Source organism: Rhizobium sp. 01T437, from assembly GCF_056398505.1.
On record NZ_JBFTPM010000016.1, the window covers coordinates 125,302 to 142,337 of the forward strand.

Here is a 17,036-nt window from a genome sequence, read left to right on the forward strand (position 1 = left end):
AAAGCGGCCTCTCCCACCATGCTGCTGAGAGATCTCGATCCAGTCACCGCCAGGCGCATTCTCCACATCTACGACGGTATTGCGGAGGCGTCGTGGTTCAATCGCAACCGCGCCACCGAATGGGAGTTGCTCAAGCTCGTGCCTCGCCATGTCGCGCGCAGTCAGGACGAGGAGTGTCTCCAGAAACTATGCACCCGCGAAGCGCTCGAGCGTTTCTGCCGAAGCGCGCAGCCGCGATGAGGGATCCGTCGGGCGGGGAAAGGGTCTGATGGTGCTGCCGATATCCTGCCACGTCCACAGCGGTTCTGACTGTGAATGACCGCGGCGCCAGCGTCTTACGTCGGTTGCTGTGACGACCAGGGTTTCCGCCTGCCTCGGATCGCATTTGCCATAGGTGAGCGCGATCTCGCAAAAGCTGTGCAGAAACTGGAAAAGCCTCGCCTCACTCGCACGCGGCGGCGAGGCAACGCTCAGCAGCGATCTCCTGGTGACGATCAGTGGCCTCGTTTGGTCAGCGACTCGAAGATCGATGCGACCGCATTTTTCCGCGTCGTCGAACCGGGCCGAGATAATCGAATACTCCATCTTGCGCTCCCCCTGACGTTCAGCATGACCGATTACACGTCGATCCGGATCAGGGCCGATCTGCATCGCCACCCCTGTCCTTTTCGCCGACCTGCTCGTCATCGATGCCCTTCTTGAAGGCCCGAATCCCATGTGCGACGTCGCCCATGAGTTCAGGGATCTTTCCACGTCCAAACAGGATGAGGACGATCAGCCAATGCCAGGTGCTAAAGCTTCCCATTCCAATCACTCCTTGTAATGTGACGAGCTTAGACCTTCCGCCTCGGCCGTGATTGATCTGGCGCAAATGCAATGATGTTGGTGAAACTGGCGGTCAACCGCTGGCCGCGGTTGCCGGGGCCGCGGACTCACGGATATGGATGCCCGCCGCGCGGTGTAACCTGCTTGCACATGGCGTCAAGATCGGCATCTGCATGCGTTCGAAAAAGCGGCAGTGACTTCAAAACCGCACCGTCGTCCTTCATCGTCGTCCCGCTAAACTGCTTTGAAAGTGGCGCCCTCGGTCGTATCGGCCCGGGCGCGGCGCGAGGGCAAGTGTCGAGCTGGTTCCTGCGCCCGGCTTGCTGTTGTCAGGCTCACGCGGGTCATTATTGATCCAGGACAAGGAAGGCAGCCCCTCATCGGCATATGCGCATCATGACACTCTCATGAAGGAAGCCGAAATGTCCGATGCCCTGATCGCCAAATATGGCGAGGCCCGCCTGCCACGCTACACCAGCTATCCGACCGCGCCTGCGTTTTCGCCGGCCGTCGGGCCGGAACAATATGCGCATGATCTTTCAGAGAGCGCAGCCTCCGGACCGGTCTCCGTCTACCTGCACGTTCCCTTCTGTCGCTCCATGTGCTGGTATTGCGGCTGCCACACGACGGTCACGCGCCAGGATGCGCCCGTGCTCGAATATCTCGACATCTTGAGCCAGGAGATCGAACTCGTGTCGCAGGCGGCTCGAAACGAGGTTCCGGTCAAGAACGTTCATTTCGGCGGCGGCACGCCGACGATCATGAAGCCAGACGATTTTTCCAGCCTGATGGACAAGCTCAAGAGCGCGTTCCAGTTTACCGGCGACTGCAGCGTTGCGGTCGAGATCGATCCGCGGACGCTGTCGAGTGCAATGATTTCCGCCCTCGGCGAAAACGGCGTCGACCGCGCAAGTCTCGGCGTCCAGAGCTTCGACCCGGTCGTTCAAAAAGCGATCAATCGGATACAGAGCTTCGAGCAGACGCAGTCAGCCGTGGCGGGGCTCAGAGGCTACGGCGTGACGAGCATCAATTTCGACCTTATCTACGGGCTCCCACATCAGACCATTCGATCCTGCATCGAAACGGTGAGAACGGCTGTCGAGTTGCGGCCGGAGCGTTTTGCCGTCTTCGGATATGCCCATGTGCCAGCCTTCAAGAAGCATCAGCGGCTGATCGACGAGGCGGCACTTCCCGATGCTGCGCAACGCAACGAGCAGGCCGAGGCGATTGCCGACGAGCTGGAGCGCGCCGGATATGTTCGTGTCGGCCTCGACCATTTCGCATTGCCCGACGATCAGCTCGCCGTCGCCTCCCTCTCGGGAACCCTGCGGCGGAACTTCCAGGGCTACACGACCGACGAATGCGAAACTCTCATCGGGCTCGGCGCGTCGGCGATTGGTCGGCTGCCGGGCGGCTACGTCCAGAACCATGTCGCTCTTGGTCGTTACGCAGAACGGATCAGTTCGGGAATCCTCGCGACTGCCAAGGGATATGGGCTGACCGATGAAGACAAGTTTCGGGCGAGAGTGATCGAACGGCTGATGTGCGACTTCAAGGTGGATCTCGCAAAGCTTGGTGCGGAGGCCGGCTACGATGTCGGCTTTCTCCTCGAACGGAACGATCGGCTGGACGGCCTCGTATCGGATGGCGTGGTGACATTAGAGAGTGGCCGCATCACCGTCTCGAAGGAGCATCGCTTCATGGTCCGTGCCGTCGCGGCGGCCTTCGACGCCTATTTCGGCTCCTTCGGCCGGACGCACAGCAAGGCGGCATGATCTCCGGCTGACCGCCACCGTTTTGACAAGCGGCAGGTGATCGGCAACGATGCACCTGCCTGTCACTCCTAGCCACAAGGATTTCCTTCGCCACGGTGGCGAAGCACAAATTCATCATATTCGTCGTCGCCAAGCGAACCGCTTTGCCACACGATCTCGGTGAGACCTCCCTTGGCCTACTCGAGAGTGATGTGGGCCTGCGCCGTTCCCGCAATGCAAAACATGCCAGCTACTGCGAGCGCAAAGTGTCTGATCATGACATGTCTCCTGGTCCGCAGGTGGGGCGCATGGCGCCGCCACCTGCGAGTGCCTCAACGTTATTGCGTGACCTGTGCGATCTGTGCGAGATCGGCATCGAGGCGCTTGCGCACCATGTTTGGAAGCTTGGCGGTCTTGATGACTTCGAGGTTGGCGGGGTTGTCGCCGACCTGGATCAGCGCCACCATGCCCATGCCTGCGTGCGGCGCGCACTTGATGACATAGGCGCCGGGGACGTCGAATTTGGCCTGATATTGCTCGCTGGGCTTGGATTTGAACTCCGCGGCTCCATCCGGAATAAGGCCCTTGTAGGTCTCGGCATTGTGGCTCTTGTCGGTGGGCACGAAGGTAACGGTGTCTCCGGGCGCGATCTTGACAAATCCCGGCTCGAAGACCATCGCGCCGTCAGCGCCCTTGTTGAGCATCTGGATCTGATGGTCGGCGGCCATGAGCGGCGCTGCCGATGCCATCAGAACCGCTCCGGCAGCGATCAGTCCAAATTTCAGACGCATTGCATTTCTCCTATCGTTCGGGGCCGATCTTGGCCTCGGCCGCGGTTCTAGGACATGCAAGCGTGCCACTCTTTGATGCCCGTCAAATTGGCAGTGCCATTTCAGGCGACAGGCGGCTCTCTTTGTCCGGTTTGGACGACACGCAGGGAAACGGGAGAGCGCGCCCCGAATCACGGTGATGATAGCATCCACGTCGAGGCAGGCATGGATGCAGGTTTGCATCTGCGGAACCGTCAAAGGCTCCGGCGGACAATCGGATCGCTGGATTTTTTGAGAGGCTTTACGCGCCCCGCTTTACCGGGCGTCGATCAGCTCACGTACTTTCAGCGCGAGGTCGCGCGCGGTGTAAGGCTTTCGAAGCCATTGCGCGCCGGTGATGACCTCGTTTGCCGCCAGTGCGGGCTCCGAATATCCTGAGGTGAAGAGCACGGCGAGGTCAGGCCGTTCCAGGCGGGCAGCCCTTGCCAGCTCGTCGCCGGTCATGCCTCCGGGCATGACGATGTCGGTGAACAAAAGCGCGACGTCGGGCTGGCTCTTGAGCAATTCCAGTGCCCGACGGCCATTGTCGGCCTCGAGCACGGCATATCCCATCCCGGCAAGCCGGGCGACGGCAACCCTGCGGACGCGCGCGTCGTCCTCGACCACAAGAACGCGTTCGTCGCCACCCGGCAATGCTGCTTCGACCTTGCCGCCGGCCGTCGCTTCGTCCCTAGCGCTGGCGCTTGAAAGAGCCGGCAGGTAGATGCGGATCGTCGAGCCGCGACCGACCTCGCTATAGATCTGCAGGTGGCCGCCGGATTGCTTGACGAAGCCGTAGACCATGCTGAGGCCCAGTCCGGTTCCGGATCCCACTTCCTTGGTGGTGAAGAAGGGCTCGATCGCACGCTTCTTGACCTCCTCGGTCATGCCGTCACCGGTATCGCTCATGGAGACGAGGACGAAGTTGCCGCTGCGAACTTCCGGATACATTTTCGCATAGTCCGCATCGAGCTGCACACGTGAGACCTCGGTGGTCAGAGTGCCGCCTTTCGGCATGGCGTCGCGCGCGTTCAGAGCGATGTTGAGGATCGCGTTCTGCAGCTGGGAACTGTCGACCAGCACGTTGAAATCGGATCCTGAAAGGACCGTCGACAATTTGATGTTTTCACCGAGCGTCCTTCGCAACAGGTCCGAAAAGCCGGTGACGAGCCGGCCGAGATCGGCCTGCTTCGGGTTCAACGGTTGACGCCTTCCGAATGCCAACAGTTGTCCGGTGAGCTTTGCGCCGTCGGCCGCGGCACCCTGCGCCTCCTGAAGCATATCGCGCAGCGGGCCTGACGGGAGCTTGTCCTCGATCATCTCCAGATTGCCGCTGATCACGGTCAGCAGATTGTTGAAGTCGTGCGCCAGCCCGCCGGTCAACTGACCCACGGCTTCCATCTTCTGGGCCTGGCGAAGGTCCTCCTCGATCTTGAACCTGCTGGTCAGATCGCGAACGAAGCCGGTGAAGATCCGTTCGCCATTTGCCGTTGCCTCGCCGACATGGAGTTCCATCGGGAACTGGGTGCCGTCAGCGCGCTGACCCGTCACGACGCGACCATAACCGATGATCCGCTTCTCGCCCGTCTGCATGTAATGGTCGATATATCCGTCATGGGCTGCACGATAAGGTTCGGGCATCAGCTTCTTGACGTTCTGGCCGCAGATTTCTTCGGAGCTAAAGCCGAAGAGCATCTCCGCCGCCTTGCTGAACGACATGACATTGCCGTTCTGGTCGATGACGACCATCGCATCGGGTACTGTGTCGAGGATCGACGACAGGTGTGCCTCGCGCGCCCGCACGGCCTCTTCCGCCTTGCGCAGGGCACTGACATCGCTGTTTGCCTCGATGACGACGGGATCGCCGTCTGGAAGATTGACGAGGACGCAGCGGGTTGCCACGTGCATGTCGCGACCGTTCTTGTGACGATGAATGACCTCGCCCTGCCAGAAGCCCCGCGTCGTTAGATGCGCGCGTATGGCGTCCATCGGCTCAGGAAAGCGCGTATCGAGCAAAGCGTAGACGGTCTCGCCCACGGCCTCTTCACGGGTCCAGCCGTACATGTTCTCGCTGCCGATCGACCAATGGGTGATCGTGCCTTCGAGCCGGTGCACGATGATGTCGGCCCCGTCGAGAACATGCACGAGCGCGTCCAGTTCCTGGGGCGATGCGATGCGCGGCGAGATCAGACGGTGAGGCATAGACATTCGTTCCGTAGTCAGTGGACGCTACCCCTATGGCAGGTTCTGTCCGAAAAATCATCCACGTTGCCTGACAACTGTGCGAGGCGGGCCAGATTGACGATGCGCAGATTGTGCCGTCCGTCCGGAAGGACGATTTTCCTCTGGGCGAGCTTGCTGATCGAGCGCGAAACGGTCTCGATGGTCAGGCCGAGATAATCGGCGATGTCCTGCCGGCTCATTGGCACCTCGAGCAGCCCCTGGCGGAGCGATTCGCCGTCACGGGTCGCAAGCTTCATGAGAAAGCTGCAGAGGCGTTCCTCGGCATTTTTCCTGGACAGGAGCACGAGTTGGTCGTGGGCCGACGCGGTCTCCCTGCAGAGCAGGCTGATATAGGCCGGCCGCAGAAGCTCGGAACGCTCGATCTCTTCCTGGAACTGTTTGCGCGAGAGGCGGCGGATCTTGCAATCCGTCACGGCTTCGGCGGTAAAGAGGAAATCGCCCTGCAGGAAAGAGCCGACGACATCGCCGGCGAAGTGAAAGGCGGTTATGACCCGGCGCCCGTCGCCGATGATGCGATGAAGACGTACGACGCCTTCGGTGATCTGGAACAGATGCCGTGCGGCATCCCCCTCCCAACAGATCGCCTTTCCCGCCCCGACCGTTTCGGTCGCCGACATCTGGAAAAGCGACGATAACGAATTGTCCTGAACCGCTTTTACGCCAAGATCGACGTTCTCGAATGCCTGCTGGCCCTGCATCAACATCTCAATGATCCCCGTGCCCTGATTGAATGTGAGACCAATAGAAAGGCGTTCGGTCACAGCCGAATGAGCGGACGGTGCCAAAGGGTAAGGTTCTGTAACAGTCTGTAACAACGGGCAAAGCCACGCCTTCGTTGACCTGGATCAAGGTGTGGGCGCGGTCTCCATGACAGTCGTTCCTCAAAGTACGAGAAAGGCGACCGCGCTGTGGTCGTCTGCGCACTGGGGACGTCATCATGAACTATACTACGGAAACCATGGTGGTCGCCGTGGGAGCATTCCTGGCATTGCTTGGCGCTGCTTTCGCCCACGACCATCTATTTTCAATCCACATGGGGATATTGAGCTTCTGCCTTTTTGCGGGAACGCTGCTTCTCGTCAGAAAGGTGGATTTCTCACCGGCGGGCCGGCTGCCGAAAGCTGACCCGTCTGGATATTTCGACGAGGTGATCCGCTACGGTTTGATCGCCACCGTATTCTGGGGCGTCGTCGGCTTCCTCGTCGGCGTTGTCATTGCGGCGCAATTGGCGTTCCCGGATCTCAATTTCGCTCCCTATCTGAATTTCGGCCGGCTCCGGCCCGTCCACACTTCGGCGGTGATCTTCGCCTTCGGTGGCAATGCGTTGATCATGACGTCCTTCTACGTCGTCCAGCGCACCTGTCATGCGCGCCTCTTCGGCGGCAGCCTCGCCTGGTTCGTCTTCTGGGGCTATCAGCTCTTCATCGTCATGGCGGCGACCGGCTATGTCCTCGGCATCAACCAGGCGCGCGAATATGCCGAGCCCGAATGGTACGTCGACCTGTGGCTGACGATCGTCTGGGTCGCCTATCTCGCCGTCTTCCTCGGCACCATCCTGAAGCGCAAGGAGCCGCATATCTATGTGGCGAACTGGTTCTATCTCGGCTTCATCGTGACGATCGCGATGCTGCACGTCGTCAACAATCTCGCAGTGCCGGTCTCCTTCCTCGGCTCGAAGAGCTACTCGCTGTTTTCGGGCGTTCAGGACGCCCTGACGCAGTGGTGGTACGGCCACAATGCCGTCGGCTTCTTCCTGACTGCCGGCTTCCTCGGGATGATGTATTATTTCGTGCCCAAGCAGGCCAACCGCCCCGTCTATTCCTACCGGCTGTCGATCATCCACTTCTGGGCGCTGATCTTCATGTATATCTGGGCTGGGCCGCATCACCTGCATTATACTGCGCTCCCGGACTGGGCGCAGACCCTCGGCATGGTCTTTTCGATCATGCTCTGGATGCCCTCCTGGGGCGGCATGATCAATGGCCTGATGACGCTGTCAGGTGCCTGGGACAAGATCCGCACCGATCCCATTATCCGCATGATGATCGTCGCCATCGCCTTTTACGGCATGTCGACCTTCGAAGGCCCGATGATGTCGGTCAAGACTGTGAATTCCCTCAGCCACTACACCGAATGGACCATTGGTCACGTGCATTCCGGCGCGCTCGGTTGGGTCGGCATGATCACCTTCGGTGCGATCTACTACATGACGCCGAAGCTGTGGGGCCGCGAACGCCTCTACAGCCTGCGCATGGTCAACTGGCACTTCTGGCTCGCAACGCTCGGCATCGTCGTCTATGCGGCAGTTCTGTGGGTCGCCGGCATCCAACAGGGCCTGATGTGGCGCGAATATAATTCCCAGGGCTTCCTCGTCTACTCCTTCGCCGAAACCGTGGCGGCGATGTTCCCCTATTACGTACTGCGCACAATCGGCGGTGGTCTCTACCTGGCCGGCGGCATCATGATGGCCTGGAACGTCTTCATGACCATCCGCGGCCATCTGCGCGACGAAGCCGAAATTCCTTCCGCCTATGTGCCGCAGGCACAGGCTGCCGAGTGAGGTGACACATGGCATCAATCCTGGACAAACATCAGATCCTCGAGAAAAACGCGACCCTTCTTTTGGTCGGCTCGCTGCTCGTGGTCAGCATCGGCGGTATCGTCGAAATCGCGCCGCTGTTCTACCTGCAGAACACGATCGAGAAGGTGGAGGGAATGCGTCCCTATACGCCGCTCGAGCTGGCAGGTCGCAACGTCTATATCCGCGAGGGTTGCTATCTCTGCCACAGCCAGATGATCAGGCCGTTCCGAGACGAGGTGGAGCGCTACGGCCATTATTCGCTGGCTGCAGAATCCATGTACGACCATCCCTTCCAATGGGGCTCGAAGCGCACGGGTCCGGATCTCGCGCGCGTGGGCGGCCGTTACTCCAATGAGTGGCATGTCCAGCACCTGTCGAACCCGAGAGCCGTCGTGCCGGAATCGATCATGCCGAGCTACGCTTTCCTCAGGGAGCATGAAGTCACCGTCAAGGACGTCGGCATGGACCTCAAGGCGAATGTGGATGTCGGCGTGCCCTATAGCGACGACATGATCGCCAATGCGGAGGCGGACATGAAGGCGCAGGCCGATGCGAATGCCGATACGACAGCACTTCTCGAGCGATATCCCAAGGCCAAGGTCGGCGACTTCGACGGCGACCCTTCGAAGCTCACCGAGATGGACGCCCTTGTGGCCTATCTGCAGATGCTCGGCACGCTCGTCGACTTCTCGACCTATGACGACGCCACCGGCTACCGATGAGGTGAAACATGGAAACCTACACCGCAATGCGGCACTTCGCCGACAGTTGGGGCCTCCTGGCGATGACCGCCTTCTTCATCGGAGCGATCATTTTCACGCTCCGGCCCGGTGGCAAGCAGGCCGCGAAGGATGCCGCCAACATTCCTCTGAAGGACGATTGAGATGTCGGAAAAACATATCGATGAAATCAGCGGCGTCGAGACGACCGGCCATGAATGGGACGGCATCCGTGAACTGAACAATCCAATGCCTCGGTGGTGGGTCTGGACCTTCTACGCGACGATCCTGTGGGCGATCGGCTATGCCATCGCCTATCCGGCCATACCGATGATCACATCGGCTACGAAAGGCTATTTCGGCTTTTCCAGCCGTGCCGAGCTGCAGCAGGACCTCGATCTGGCCAAGGCATCGCAGACGAAGTTCCACGACATGATCGCGGCCAAGACCGTGCAGGAAATCGATGCCGATCCGGCTCTTCGCGAATTCGCGATCGCCGGCGGCGCCTCTGCCTTCAAGGTTAATTGCGCGCCGTGCCACGGTTCTGGCGCGAGCGGCGGACCGGGTTTCCCCAACCTCAATGATGACGACTGGCTCTGGGGCGGCGACCTTGATTCCATCCAGACGACAATCGCCCACGGCATCCGCTTCGATGGCGACACGGACACGCATGTCTCAGAAATGCCGGCCTTTGCCGACATGCTCGACAAGGATCAGATCCGGCAGGTTGCAGCCTATGTCTGGAGCCTGACGAACAGTCCATCGGACGAAACCCTCGTTGAGCCCGGAAAGCAGGTGTTCCTGGACAACTGTGCGGCCTGTCACGGCGAGAATGCCAAGGGCAAGCCGGAGATGGGCGCGCCTGATCTTGCCGATGCCATCTGGCTGAAAGGTAGAGGTGAGGACGCCATCATCCGCCAGGTTGCGGCTCCGAAGCATGGTGTCATGCCGGCGTGGTCCGCGCGCCTTGGAGACACGACCATCAAGGAACTCACCGTTTTCGTCCACTCGCTCGGCGGCGGTCAATGAGAGGCCGGCAGGATGACGAACCATGATCATAACGCGCTCCTTGAACTCTATGGCACGCCGCGTGCGGTGATCCGCTCACGTGTGACGATGCGCGCAAGGTCCGCTCCGCCGGCCTGCGAGCAGGAAGATCCCGCAAAGATCGGCAGTTCGATCGTAAGCTTGATCTGCCTCAAAGATCATAACCCGACCAGCCGGTAGATCTGCAAACGAGGACGTCCCAGCGGCTTCTCCCCGGTGTCCTCCAGGCCGTGCCCTCCTTTCTGGGCGCGGCCCTTTTTCTTTGATCAAGCGCAAGGCGCGATCGGACGCAACAGCCTATGCCTGTCGGTTGCCCGGCTCCTTCAGGGCCGCATCCTGCCCGGGCAGGGCGTGTGCCATGCAAACCATGGCCTTGATATGAATCAAGGATCGTCAGCTGGAAACGGAGGAGAAGGGCAGTCACAAATCGGAACAGGCCCATGAACCTCTACACAGCACCCGATCCCAAATCAGTGGAACGTGTCAACGCCGAGCCGGTCAACGCCCGCCGCAACCGTCAGCCGCTTTATGCAGCGCGCAAGAAGGTCTTTCCCAAGAGGGTCCAAGGACATTTTCGCCGGTTCAAGTGGATCGTGATGCTGATCACGCTGGCGATCTATTATCTTGCTCCCTGGATCCGCTGGGATCGCGGACCCTACGCGCCCGACCAGGCGATCCTGATCGACCTGTCGTCGCGCCGCTTCTTTTTCTTCTTCATCGAGATCTGGCCGCAGGAATTCTACTATGTCGCCGGATTGCTGGTCATGGCGGGGTTTGGGCTGTTTCTGGTCACGTCGGCCGTCGGCCGCGCCTGGTGCGGTTATGCCTGTCCGCAGACGGTCTGGGTCGACCTCTTTCTCGTCGTCGAGCGCGCCATTGAAGGCGACCGCAATGCCAGAATGAAGCTCGACGCCGGGACGTGGAAGTTCGACAAGCTTCGCAAGCGCCTGCTCAAGCATGCGACCTGGCTTGTCATCGGCGTTCTCACCGGCGGTGCATGGGTATTCTATTTCGCCGACGCGCCAACCCTCGTCAAAGGCCTCTTCACCGGGCAGGCTCCGGCCGTCGCCTACGCCACCGTCGCCATTCTGACATCGACCACCTACGTCTTTGGCGGGCTCCTGCGCGAACAGGTCTGCACCTATATGTGTCCCTGGCCGCGTATCCAGGGCGCCATGCTCGACGAGAACTCGCTGGTCGTGACCTATAACGACTGGCGCGGCGAGCAACGCTCGCGCCATGCCAAGAAGGCACAAGCAGAGGGGCAGGCCGTCGGCGACTGCGTCGACTGCAATGCCTGCGTTGCGGTCTGTCCCATGGGCATCGATATCCGCGATGGACAGCAGATGGAATGTATCACCTGCGCGCTCTGCATCGACGCCTGCGACAATGTCATGGACAAGATCGGCAAGCCGCGCGGCCTGATCGCCTATGCGACGCTCAGCGAATATGCGAGCAATATGAACATTGCCACCAACGGGGGCAGGACACCCGTCCAGCCGGCGCGCGTCAGAAATCCGGACGGTTCCTTTGTCGACGGCATTCGCCACTTCAACTGGCGCATCATCTTTCGGCCACGTGTCGTCTTTTACGCGAGCGTATGGACTTGCATCGGCATTGCCATGCTCGTGCATCTGTCGATGCGCGAACGGCTGGAGCTCAATGTCGTCCATGACCGCAACCCCCAATATGTGCTGGAAAGCGACGGCTCGATCCGCAACGGATACACGCTGCGTGTGCTCAACATGGTTCCCAAGCCGCGCACGATCGAGCTGACCCTGTCGGGCATCGATGGTGCGACGATGCGGATCCCCGAGCTCGGCAAGGAGGAGGGACGTCGGTTCATGATCGATGCCGCCCCCGACGCAGCGACGACGCTCAAGGTGTTCGTCACCCGCAAGCAGACGGGCGATGCGGTCAACGAATTCCTCTTTTCGATCGAAGATGCCGGTCACGCCGACCGCGCGACCTATCGCGCCGCATTCAACGCCCCAGGAGATGTCAGATGAGCCCCCGCACGCAAGGATTCACCGGCACGCATATGTTGCTGACGACGTGTGCGTTTTTCGGCGTGATCATCGCTGTCAACTTTACGATGGCCTGGTACGCTTCGTCGAGCTGGAGCGGGCTGGTGGTCGAGAACACCTATGTCGCCAGCCAGGAATTCAATGAGAAGGCTGCCGCCATGAAGGCGATGGCTGCCTCTGGTATTGCCGGCAGGCTTTCGTTGAAGAGCGACGAAATCCATTATGATATCAGCAACAGGGACGGCTCGCCGGCTGTTGTCGACGACGTCGTGGCCAACTTCAAGCGGCCGGTTGGCGATCATGAGGACTTTCGCGTTGCCCTGACCAAGCTCTCGGAAGGGCGGTTTAAGGCGGATCACGCGATTGCCGAAGGCGACTGGATCGTCGAAGTGACCTCGCGCCGTGGCGGCGAGATCGTCATGCACGAGGCCGTGCGCATCGACACTGCGGAGTTCGGCCAATGACCTGCTGCACCATGAATGCGGACGGCGTCCTGGCGATGAGCACGACCTCCTTCAGCGCCGAGGAGATCGGGCTTGCGAGCCACGCGCTCGGCGGCGGTCTTCGTCAACTCGATCTCAGCGTGCCTGACGTCCATTGCGGCGCCTGCATATCGACCATCGAGCGGGCTTTGTCGGGCCTGCCCTATGTGCGAAAAGCCAGGGTGAACCTCACCTCAAGGCGCGTGAGCTGCGTCTATGCCGAGGAGATGGACAACAAAGCGGTTGATCCAACCGGCATCACTGCCGCGATCAGCGCGACCGGATACAGGGTCCATCTCTTCGCACCGCTTGCGCCGGAAAGCGACAAGACACGGAACCAGCTTCTCCTTGCGGTCGGGGTTGCCGGCTTTGCCGCGACAAACATCATGCTGCTGTCGGTATCCGTGTGGTCCGGCGCGGATGCCGCGACGCGCGACATGTTCCATTGGATATCGGCGATGATCGCAGCTCCTGCACTCGTCTATTCCGGCCGGTTCTTCTTTCGATCGGCCTGGAACGCGTTGAAGCGCGGGCGCACGAACATGGATGTGCCTATCTCACTTGCCGTGACGCTCTCCTTTGCGGTTTCGCTCTGGGAGACGATGCATCATGGCGAGCATGCCTGGTTCGATGCGACCGTGTCGCTGCTATTCTTCCTGCTGATCGGCCGCACTCTCGATCACGTCATGCGCGAGAAGGCGCGCGCAGCGATCAATGGGCTGGCGCGGCTTGCTCCGCGTGGGGCGCTGGTGGTGGCAGCCGATGGGTCGAGGCGCTACGTGGCGGTCGAGGAGATCGCCGTCGGCGACGAGATTGCCGTGGCGGCCGGCGACCGCATCCCGGTCGACGGCATCGTCGCCAGCGGCGAGAGCGACCTCGACCTGTCGATCGTAACCGGCGAGAGCAGCCCGGTGGCCGTCAAACCCGGCGCGGAAATCCATTCGGGGGCCATGAACCTGACAGGCTCGCTCATCGTACGTGCAACCAAGCTCGCGCGCAACTCGCTGCTTGCCGAGATCATCGGCCTCATGGAGGCCGCAGAAGGCGGGAGGGCGCGCTATCGGCGGATCGCCGACAGGGCCGCAGCACTCTATTCGCCCGCCGTGCACCTCCTTGCGCTGGTGTCGTTTCTGGGCTGGGGGATCATCGGCGGAGACTGGAAGCAGGCGATGCTCGTCGGCGTCGCCGTGCTCATCATCACCTGCCCATGCGCTCTCGGACTGGCCGTTCCGGTCGTGCAAGTCGTTGCAGCCGGCGAGCTTTTTCGCAGGGGCGTCATGGTCAAGGACGGTTCGGCGCTCGAGCGGCTCGCAGAGGTCGATGCCGTCGCCTTCGACAAGACGGGTACGCTGACACTCGGGCGACCGAGGCTCGTGCGGACCGAAGCCGACAATATCGGGAGCGTCGCGGTCGCAGCGGGACTTGCTCAGCATTCCAGGCATCCGCTCTCGCAGTCGCTTTCCCGTCAGGCAGTCGTGGCCGAGCAATTCGATCGCGTGGTGGAGGTTGCAGGTGGCGGTCTCGAAACCTCGCGCGGGGATGTCGTCTACAAGCTCGGAAACGCATCTTTTGCCTGCGTCGGCGCCGAGATCGCGACATCAGACAGTCCGCTTTCCGATGTCGTGCTTTCGGCAAACGGGGTGGCGCTGGCGCGCTTCTTCTTCGATGACACGCTTCGTCCGGGAGCAGGCGAGGCGATCGCCGATCTGGAATCGGCCGGTTTCCAGACGCTGATTTTTTCGGGGGACCGCCAGTCGGTCGTTGAAAGCACGGCACGCAGCCTCGGCGTCGACCGCGCCCTCGGCGCATTAACCCCGAAGCAGAAAGTGGAAGCCTGTGAGGCCCTGCAAGAGGAGGGGCGCCGCGTTCTGATGGTCGGCGACGGCATCAATGACGCGCCTGCGCTCGCCGCAGCCCATGTCTCGATGGCGCCGTCGAGCGCTTCCGACATCGGACGCCAGGCGGCCGACCTCGTCTTCTTCAACGAGAGGCTCGATGCAGTACCCGATGCGATCCGGATCGCCAGGCGCTCGGCCGCGCTCATCCGGCAGAATTTCGCCCTTGCGATCGGCTACAACATCCTTGCCGTGCCGATTGCGGTCGCCGGCTTTGCGACGCCGCTGATCGCGGCCGTGGCGATGTCCACCTCCTCGATCATCGTCGTCACCAACGCCCTGCGTCTCAACGCCTTTACGGCGCGAGGCGCTCCTCTGCCGGCTTTGCAGAGACCGATCCACGATCAGGAGGTCGAAGCCGCATGAACATGCTCATCTATCTGATCCCGATCGCGCTTTTTATGGGCGGCCTCGGGTTGGCGGCGTTCCTCTGGTCCCTGAAAAGCGGTCAGTATGACGATCTCGAGGGCGCTTCCTGGCGGGTGATTGCCGACGATGATTCCGATCCGACCGCTACATGATCGCGTCAGTCGGAAAAAGACCGAACGGGCGTTCGCCGCTCTCTCGCAGTGACGGTTCGATGTGAAGGATCGGACGAACCGCATCGTCCTACTCCGTCAGGTCTGTTAGCTACGATCGCGCCGGCCAGCGATTCCGTTGGACGCTATCGTGACAAAGCCCGCCGCCGAGGCGTTCATCATCAGGTTTCTTTGGGAAGCATCGCACAGGGCCCCAAGAGCGGTGGCGCTGGCCGAATTCCTGCGCTATCTGATTGGCAAGTCGAAACGAGCTTGACGAGGACAATGGAACCGGACCGTATTCTGGTGGTCGATGATGACGCGCGGATCAGGCAGATGCTGGTGCGTTACTTCGAAGACAACGGATTTAAGGTGAACGCGGTCGCAAACGGTGCGGCGATGCGTTCCGAACTCGCCAAGGGCTCTTACGCGGCAATTTTTCTCGATCTGGTGCTCCCGAACGGCGAGAATGGTCTCGAATTGCTTCGGGAGCTGCGAAGCACATCCGACGTGCCGGTTCTCATGCTAACCGGTCAGGATGATGTCACGGACAAGGTCGTCGGCCTTGAGGTCGGCGCCGATGATTACATCGCCAAGCCCTTTCATCTGAGAGAACTGCTGGCTCGTCTGAGGACAATCCTGCGCCGCCGCACCTCCTCGGACGCGGCCCGTGCTACCAACGGAGAAGACGAAACGCTCGCCTTCGAAGGCTGGTCCCTCGATGTGTCGCGCCGGCGACTGACCTCACCCCATGGCGACGACGTTGCTTTGACGACGGGCGAGTTCGACATGCTTCTTGTTTTCGTGCGTAATCCCGGCCGGGTTCTTTCGCGCGAAACCCTCATGGACCTGACGAGAAACCGCAATCTCGAAGCATTTGATCGCGCAATCGACGCCCAGATCGTCCGCTTGCGCAAGAAGATCGAGGATGATCCGAAGAGCCCGAATCTCATTCAGTCTGTACGCGGCGTCGGTTATGTCTTCACCGGCCGAGCGGGACGAACACCGAGATAATTGATCCTCGTCAATGTCCGGTCCGCTGCTGCGGCTATGTGTTGAGCCATTATGGCTGCAACGATGACGATCTGGATTCTTTTCGCGGTGATGACGACCGCAGCGACTGCCTTCCTACTTCACCCTCTTTCGAGGGGCCGCCGGAAGGCGGCGAGCACCGAAGCGGATGCCGGCAAGGTCTATCGTGACCAGCTTTTCGAACTCGACGAGGATGTCGCCTCCGGACGCATCTCGCCGGACGAATACGAACTGGCCAGAGCGGAAACGGCGCGACGCCTGTTCAAGGCTGCAGATGACCACCGGCCCACGCAGATCGTGCAACGTTCCGGCAGATGGCTGAAACACGCCATCGCCGTGTTCCTGCCATTGCTCAGCATCGCCCTTTACGTCTCGCTCGGCTCTCCCGATCTCCCCTCCCGTCCGCTGGCCATAAGGCTCGCCGAGCCAGGCGAGGATCTCGCAATCCTCGTGAAGAAGATGGAGGATCACCTGGCCACTCAGCCTGAGGATGGGCGGGGATGGGACGTCATCGCTCCGGTTTACCTCAAGATTGGCAGGGTCGATGATGCGGCAAGAGCCTATCGCGCGGCGCTTCGCCTCGGCGGAGCCAATGTTTCGCGCCTGGAAGGACTGTCGGAAACGCTGATGGCCACATCAAACGGTCTGGTGAGCGCAGACGTGCTTGATGAACTCAAGCAAATCCTGTCTCTTGAGCCGAACAACCCGCGCGCCCGCTTCTATGTTGCGTTGAGCCTTGAGCAGGCTGGTCAAGCCGATCAGGCGCGCACCGCCTTCGAGGCACTGGCCAGGCAATCGCCTGATGATGCACCCTGGCTGCCGCTGGTCAACGAGCATATCGCCAGGAACGGCGGCACGGCGGTCGCCCCTGCAGCCGAGCCGGAAGCCAAGCCTGCCGCCCCGGGCGGCCCGACGGCGGAGGATGTGGCGGCAGCTCAGAATCTGAGCAGCGGCGACCGGCAGCAGATGATCCGCGGCATGGTGGAAAGCCTGGATGCCAAACTGACTGATGATCCCGACAATTTCGAGGGCTGGATGCGTCTCGTCCGCTCTTACGCCGTATTGAACGACAAGGATCGCGCCGCCGGCGCCTTGAAGCGGGG

The 17,036-nt window shown here is 61.0% G+C and carries 17 protein-coding genes; 12 read left to right on the forward strand and 5 right to left on the reverse strand.

The window, feature by feature from the left end:
• Positions 1-186 precede the first annotated feature (186 nt).
• Positions 187-651 (reverse strand): hypothetical protein, encoded by a 465-nt coding sequence (locus AC1DM5_RS27120; RefSeq protein WP_477820360.1) that lies wholly within the window; start codon positions 649-651, stop codon positions 187-189.
• Positions 635-805 carry a twin-arginine translocase TatA/TatE family subunit gene (locus AC1DM5_RS27125; RefSeq protein WP_477976159.1) on the reverse strand — a complete coding sequence of 57 codons (171 nt, stop codon included), beginning with the start codon at positions 803-805 and terminating at the stop codon, positions 635-637. The genes AC1DM5_RS27120 and AC1DM5_RS27125 overlap by 17 nt, the downstream gene beginning before the upstream one ends.
• Before the next feature lie 442 nt (positions 806-1,247).
• Between AC1DM5_RS27125 and hemN the strand changes: the two genes are divergently transcribed.
• On the forward strand, positions 1,248-2,600 hold the full coding sequence (gene hemN / locus AC1DM5_RS27130; RefSeq protein WP_477976161.1) for an oxygen-independent coproporphyrinogen III oxidase: 1,353 nt from the start codon (positions 1,248-1,250) through the stop codon (positions 2,598-2,600).
• Between the two features lie 317 nt (positions 2,601-2,917).
• On the opposite strand, the gene AC1DM5_RS27135 is transcribed toward hemN, so the two are convergent.
• From AC1DM5_RS27135 to AC1DM5_RS27145, 3 genes are all read right to left on the reverse strand, one after another.
• On the reverse strand, positions 2,918-3,370 hold the full coding sequence (locus AC1DM5_RS27135) for a pseudoazurin (protein ID WP_477820357.1): 453 nt from the start codon (positions 3,368-3,370) through the stop codon (positions 2,918-2,920).
• A gap of 294 nt (positions 3,371-3,664) precedes the next feature.
• A complete protein-coding gene (locus AC1DM5_RS27140) occupies positions 3,665-5,590 on the reverse strand; it encodes a hybrid sensor histidine kinase/response regulator (protein WP_477976163.1) in 1,926 nt (641 codons plus the stop codon).
• 17 nt (positions 5,591-5,607) lie between these two features.
• On the reverse strand, positions 5,608-6,336 hold the full coding sequence (locus tag AC1DM5_RS27145) for a Crp/Fnr family transcriptional regulator (protein ID WP_477820355.1): 729 nt from the start codon (positions 6,334-6,336) through the stop codon (positions 5,608-5,610).
• 233 nt (positions 6,337-6,569) lie between these two features.
• Between AC1DM5_RS27145 and ccoN the strand changes: the two genes are divergently transcribed.
• The 11 genes from ccoN to ccmI all read left to right on the forward strand — a co-directional run.
• Positions 6,570-8,192 (forward strand): cytochrome-c oxidase, cbb3-type subunit I, encoded by a 1,623-nt coding sequence (gene ccoN, locus AC1DM5_RS27150; protein ID WP_477820354.1) that lies wholly within the window; start codon positions 6,570-6,572, stop codon positions 8,190-8,192.
• Positions 8,193-8,200: 8 nt separating this feature from the next.
• Positions 8,201-8,935, forward strand: a complete 735-nt coding sequence (gene ccoO / locus AC1DM5_RS27155) for a cytochrome-c oxidase, cbb3-type subunit II (RefSeq protein WP_477976165.1) — start codon at positions 8,201-8,203, stop codon at positions 8,933-8,935.
• Between the two features lie 8 nt (positions 8,936-8,943).
• Entirely contained in the window at positions 8,944-9,096 is a 153-nt protein-coding gene (locus tag AC1DM5_RS27160; RefSeq protein WP_007823787.1) for a CcoQ/FixQ family Cbb3-type cytochrome c oxidase assembly chaperone, read from the forward strand.
• Position 9,097: 1 nt separating this feature from the next.
• Positions 9,098-9,961, forward strand: coding sequence for a cytochrome-c oxidase, cbb3-type subunit III (ccoP, locus tag AC1DM5_RS27165; protein ID WP_477820352.1), 864 nt, complete (start codon positions 9,098-9,100; stop codon positions 9,959-9,961).
• A gap of 12 nt (positions 9,962-9,973) precedes the next feature.
• Positions 9,974-10,159 carry a hypothetical protein gene (locus tag AC1DM5_RS27170; protein ID WP_037109988.1) on the forward strand — a complete coding sequence of 62 codons (186 nt, stop codon included), beginning with the start codon at positions 9,974-9,976 and terminating at the stop codon, positions 10,157-10,159.
• Between the two features lie 260 nt (positions 10,160-10,419).
• Positions 10,420-11,988: a cytochrome c oxidase accessory protein CcoG gene (ccoG, locus tag AC1DM5_RS27175; protein WP_477976167.1), complete on the forward strand. Its 1,569-nt coding sequence runs from the start codon at positions 10,420-10,422 to the stop codon at positions 11,986-11,988.
• Positions 11,985-12,470, forward strand: coding sequence for a FixH family protein (locus AC1DM5_RS27180; protein WP_477820350.1), 486 nt, complete (start codon positions 11,985-11,987; stop codon positions 12,468-12,470). The genes ccoG and AC1DM5_RS27180 overlap by 4 nt, the downstream gene beginning before the upstream one ends.
• A complete protein-coding gene (locus AC1DM5_RS27185) occupies positions 12,467-14,749 on the forward strand; it encodes a cation-translocating P-type ATPase (RefSeq protein WP_477820349.1) in 2,283 nt (760 codons plus the stop codon). The genes AC1DM5_RS27180 and AC1DM5_RS27185 overlap by 4 nt, the downstream gene beginning before the upstream one ends.
• On the forward strand, positions 14,746-14,904 hold the full coding sequence (gene ccoS, locus AC1DM5_RS27190) for a cbb3-type cytochrome oxidase assembly protein CcoS (RefSeq protein ID WP_007823792.1): 159 nt from the start codon (positions 14,746-14,748) through the stop codon (positions 14,902-14,904). Before AC1DM5_RS27185 ends, ccoS begins: the two co-directional genes overlap by 4 nt.
• Positions 14,905-15,186: 282 nt before the next feature.
• The gene (locus tag AC1DM5_RS27195; RefSeq protein ID WP_477976177.1) at positions 15,187-15,915 is read left to right on the forward strand and encodes a response regulator; all 729 of its coding nucleotides are present in this window, start codon (positions 15,187-15,189) and stop codon (positions 15,913-15,915) included.
• 63 nt (positions 15,916-15,978) lie between these two features.
• The coding region (gene ccmI / locus AC1DM5_RS27200) for a c-type cytochrome biogenesis protein CcmI (RefSeq protein ID WP_477976169.1) at positions 15,979-17,036 on the forward strand (1,058 nt) is incomplete at its 3' end.